The organism is Actinokineospora sp. (assembly GCF_050699995.1).
Classification (GTDB): domain Bacteria; phylum Actinomycetota; class Actinomycetes; order Mycobacteriales; family Pseudonocardiaceae; genus Actinokineospora.
The window spans coordinates 1-5,009 of sequence record NZ_JBOHGC010000252.1 but is presented as its reverse complement, the minus strand read 5'-3'; the positions used below and the strand labels follow the sequence as shown (position 1 = coordinate 5,009).

General features: G+C 67.6%; 2 protein-coding genes and 3 pseudogenes. 4 read left to right on the top strand and 1 reads right to left on the bottom strand.

Features of this window, described 5'->3' with window-relative positions; all coding sequences use genetic code 11:
- Positions 1–35: 35 nt before the first annotated feature.
- Complete coding sequence (locus ACRDSQ_RS13055; protein WP_431421246.1) at positions 36–1,133, bottom strand: S8 family peptidase; 1,098 nt, start codon at positions 1,131–1,133, stop codon at positions 36–38.
- 114 nt (positions 1,134–1,247) lie between these two features.
- On the opposite strand from ACRDSQ_RS13055, the gene ACRDSQ_RS13050 reads away from it, so the two are divergent.
- The 4 genes and pseudogenes from ACRDSQ_RS13050 to ACRDSQ_RS13035 form a co-directional block, all read left to right on the top strand.
- Entirely contained in the window at positions 1,248–2,777 is a 1,530-nt protein-coding gene (locus ACRDSQ_RS13050; RefSeq protein WP_431421245.1) for a hypothetical protein, read from the top strand.
- 177 nt (positions 2,778–2,954) lie between these two features.
- Positions 2,955–3,154, top strand: a pseudogene (locus tag ACRDSQ_RS13045) (IS1380 family transposase); the annotation flags it as partial.
- Positions 3,155–3,211: 57 nt separating this feature from the next.
- Positions 3,212–3,589, top strand: a pseudogene (locus tag ACRDSQ_RS13040) (IS30 family transposase); the annotation flags it as partial.
- A 175-nt stretch (positions 3,590–3,764) separates the two neighbouring features.
- Positions 3,765–4,973 (top strand): annotated as a pseudogene (locus ACRDSQ_RS13035) (ISAzo13 family transposase); the annotation flags it as partial.
- Positions 4,974–5,009 lie beyond the last annotated feature (36 nt).

Genomic DNA, 5,009 nt, shown 5'->3' with positions numbered 1-5,009 from the left:
GGACAGGTGTGTTCGGGGGGCGGACGGGGGGGTTCTTACTGTCCTGTGTAGAGGATTCGGTCGGGGGTGTTCGGGGGGAGGTTGCATACGCCTCGGCTTGCCTTGGCCTTGAGTGCGGCCTGGACCTGTGCCGGTGTGGCGGTCGGGTTGAGGGCGGCGAACAGGGCGGCGCCTCCGCTGACGTGCGCGGCGGCGAAGGAGGTTCCGCTGATCGTCACGGTGGCGGTGTCGGAGGTGATCCACGGGGCGGTGATGCCGACACCCGGGGCGTAGAGATCGACGAGCGGGCCGTAGTTGGAGCTGCGGGAGGCGCAGTCGGCGCGATCCATGGCCGCCGAGGTGATCGCTTCGGCGACTCGGGCAGGCGAGTAGTTGCCCGCCTGGCTCGCCGAGGAACCGGCGGGCACCGAGTAGGTGACGCCGGCGGCGATCGAGCGGCGGACGGCGTCGTCGAGCGCCTGATTGGCCGAGCCGCCCAGACTCATATTCGCGACAGCGGGCTTCACCGCATTGCGGGTCACCCAGTCGATGCCGGCGATCACCGTGGAGATCGTTCCGGACCCCGAGTTGTTGAGCACCCGAACCGGGACGATCCGGACTTCCTTGGCCACGCCGTGCGCGGTGCCACCGATGACGCCCGCGACGAACGTGCCGTGGCCGTTTCCGTCGGCGGGATCCTGGTCGAGGTCGACGAAGTCGTAGCCACCGGAGACGCGGCCCGCGAAATCCTGGTGCGTGGCCTTGACTCCGGTGTCGATCACGTAGGCGTGGACGTTCGCGGCGGTGGTCGCGTAGCGGTAGCGGGCGTCAAGCGGAAGGGTGCGCTGGTCTATGCGATCCAAGCCCCAGGAGGGCGGATTGAGCTGCTCCCCCAAGGCGTGCACCGGGGTGTCCGGGACTACGTAGGAGACGGCCGGGTCGGCCGCAAAGGCGCGCGCCTGGCGGCCCGTCAGGGTGGCGGAAAACCCTTGCAGGACAGTGGAATAGCGGTGTTTGACGGTTCCGCCGTGGCGATGGGTCAGGTCGTCCGCGGCACCGGCGTGCAGGACCACGACGTAGCCGGCGGCGGGCTCCGCGCCCGCCGGGACGGGGATGGCCGCCAACGACAGCGCGACAATTGCCGGAAGCAACATGCGAATTTTCTTCGGCGTCATATCCTGATCTACGTCCGGGTCGCCGCGCTGAACAATCATCCCCAATTACCAGCCTGCGGGAGGCACGATTGGGGGACCCTCTAAAGTGGGGCAATGCCGACTGCCGACGCCGAGTCCGCCGACAAAGTCCCGCACTTCGACACGGTCCTGCGTGGGTATAACCCGCGTCAGGTCAACGAGCGGGTCACCCGCCTCACCTACGACCTGCGCCACGCGGCCAAGGGACGCGACGAGGCCTCGGCCAAGGTCGCGGAGCTGACCAAGTCGCTCGGTTCGTTGCAGCAGCAACTGCTGGAGACCACGACCCGGCTCAACCGGATCACGTCGAACCCCAACAGCACCGAGGGAATGACCGAGCGGGTCCGGCTCATGATGGAGCTGGCCCGCGAGGAGATCGCCGACTTCAAGCGTGATGCCGACGAGTACGCGCAGGCCACCCGCACGGAGGCCGACACCTACGCCACGGGCGTGAAGTCGAGCGCCGACGACTACGTCGCGCGGACCCGCAAGAATGCGGACGGCTACGCGCAGAACACCACGCGCGCCGCCGACGAGGCCGCCGCCGCCCTGCGCGCCGAGGCCGAGGCGTACGCCGCGGACCTCAAGGCGAAGCACGAGCGTCTCGTCGCCGATGTCGAGGAGCGGCGCAAGCAGCTGGAGGCGGACTACACCCGCAACCACGCCGAACTCGACGCCGAGTACGAGACGATGCGCGCGAACCTCGTCGCCGAGCACACCAAGCTCATGGCCGACTCCCGCGCGGAGATCGAGCGGCAGTCGAAGGCGAACGAGGCCCGCATCGCCCAGCTCTACGACGACGCGTCCGCCCACCGCGACGAACTCGACGCCGAAGCCCTCCGCATCCGCGAGCAGCTCGACGCCGAAGCCGCGGACCTGCGCGCCGCCGCCGCCGAGAAGGCCGACCAGGAACTCGCCGCCAAGCGCGCCGCCGCCGAAGCCGACCTCGCCGCCCGCACGGAGCAGGCGGAGGCCACCTTCGCCGAGCGCACCGCCGAACTGGACCGCGAGTACGCGGCGAAGTCCGCGGCCATCGAGAGGGACCTCGCCGACGCCCGCACGAAGTCCGACGCGGAGATCGCCGCCCGCCTCGACTCCGCGGAGAAGCGCGCCGCCACCCTCATCGCGGACGCGGAGAAGTTCCAGGCCGAGACCGAGTCCACCCTCGCCGCCCAGTCCGCGGCCGTCGAGAAGGAACTGGAGGAAGCCCGCGCGAAGTCGGACGCGGAAATCCTGGCCAACCTCGACACCGCCGAGAAGCGCGCCGCCACCCTGGTCGCGGACGCGGAAAAACTGCGCGCCGACACCGAGGGCAAGCTCGCCGACGAACGCAAGCGCGTGGAGGCCGAACTGGCCGCGCAGCGATCGGCCACGGAGAAGGAAACGGCGAAGCTGCTGTCCGACGCGGAAGCCCGCCTGACCGACGCCACCGAGAAGAACCGCGCCGCGACCGACTACGAGACCCGCGTCTCGGAACAGGTCACCAACGCGTTCGCTCTGTTGGAAGAGGCCAAGCGCCACTTCACCGGAGCCAAGCCGGAGAAGACCGAGAACGCCGCTCCCGCGAACTCCAACGGCAACAAGGCACCCGCCAAGACCCGCTAAGAGTGACCACGAGGAAGGCGCCCGAGAGCCACGGCTCCGGGCGCCTTACCTCGTCAGGCCGAGGCCCTCGTGGTCTGCCGTGACTGTCACACCACCATCCACACGACGGCCGTCGGAACGCATAGATCGCTGGAGAGCCGTCTGCGGGAAAAGCTCGCACGGGCGGTCCGGGAGGAAGGCACCGGAGAACCACTCGCAGCCACGCTGCGGCCGGACAACGCCGGATCGAACCCCGCCGCCAACCACGTCACCTGACACGCCATGCGTTGCGGCAACTGCCGTTCACCGCCAGGAGCGGACGCGTCGGCCGCAAGATCCTCGTCCGCACCGACGCCGCCGACGGCACCCACGGGTTCGCGGACTGGCTCCACACCAGAAACTGGGCTACTCGCTCGGGTTCACCCTGCCCGACCACACGGTCGAGCGCAGCGTGCGACTCGTTGTCGGCAAGGGGCGACAAGTGCGCCGTGGCCACGTTGGTCGAGCGCACCAGCCGGTTCCTGGTCCTGGTGCCGCTGACCGAGCGGGACTCGCTGACCGTCACCCAGGCGATCATCTCCGTGGTCGGCCCGTTACCGGCGTCGATCAAGCGGTCCCTGACGCGGGACTGCGGTGCGGAAATGGCACTGCACAAGGACGTCACGGCCACCAGGTTGCCACTGTTCTTCGCTCACCCGCACTCCCCATCGGAACGCGGCAGCGACGAGAACGATCGCCGCGGAGATCAACGACGACTCCGTAAGATCCACATCTGGAAGAATCCGAGCGAGGTATTCACCGAACTCCTCGAATCAGATGCTTCCACCGCCTGAACTCGCCCTGTCCTGCCACAAAGTCTGAGCGCGACACCCGGGCAAAGCAGCCGCATAACCGCCAAAGTCGAGATCCTTACTTGCGCGATCTAATTATCTTGAGATCGATCCTATTCTTAGGACTCCCGTCAAAATAATGTAGGTTTTCGAGCCCGAATGTGGCTACCGTTGTGCTATGGCTGGCATGGCGGGAGTGGCGGAGTCGGTGGCATCGAGGTACGCGGTGCTGCGTCCACATCTTGATGAACGGCAGCGTCGGCTGCTGCTGGGTGTGGAGGCTCAGCAGTTGGGGCGGGGTGGGATCAAGGCGATCGCGGAGGCGACCGGCGTTCACCCCGACACCATCGCTCGTGGGGTGCGTGAGGTAGAGGGTCTGCCGGAGCCCTCGGCGAGGGTGCGGGAGCCGGGCGGTGGCCGCAAGAGGTTGGCCGAGACCGACGCGGGGCTGGTCACTGAGCTGAGGGCGTTGGTGGATCCGGAGACCCGCGGGGATCCGATGTCGCCGTTGGTGTGGACGACCAAGTCGACACGTAACCTGGCTGGCGCGCTGACCGAGGCTGGGCATCCGGTCTCCGACCGGACGGTGGCGCGGATGCTGCGGGCGATGGGTTTTAGCTTGCAGGGCAACGCCAAGGTCATCGAAGGCCGCCAACACGAGGATCGTGACGCCCAGTTCGGCTACCTCAACCAGTGCGTCCGTGAGCATGTCGAGGCCGGGCAGCCGGTGATCTCGGTCGACACGAAGAAAAAGGAGTTGGTCGGCGAGTTCGCAAACGGTGGCCGGGAGTACCAACCCCAGGGCGCGCCGGTGCCGACCAACGTGCACGACTTCATGGACAAGGAACTGGGCAAGGCGATCCCGTATGGGATCCATGACGTCTCGGCCAACGCCGGCTGGGTGACGGTGGGCACCGACCACGACACCCCCGCGTTCGCTGTGCGGACCCTGCGCAGCTGGTGGGACACCATCGGACGCCACCGCTACCCGCACGCCGACCAGTTGCTGATCTGCGCCGACGGCGGCGGCTCCAACGGCTATCGGATCCGCGCCTGGAAGATCGAGTTGGCCAAGCTCGCCGCCGACACCGGGCTACAGATCACCGTCTGCCACCTGCCGCCGGGCACCAGCAAGTGGAACAAGATCGAACACCGGCTGTTCTCCCAGATCACCATGAACTGGCGCGGCCGACCGCTCACCACCCACCAGACCATCGTCGACCTGATCAGCAACACCACCACGGCCACCGGCCTGACCGTCCACTGTGTCCTCGACACCGACCAGTACCCCACCGGCATCAAATACACCAAGAAAGACGTCGACGCCCTGCCCATCACCCGCCACGATTTCCACGGTGAATGGAACTACTGCGTCCACCCCCCGACACGCCCGTAAACACCGACCTTATTCTGACGCGAGCCC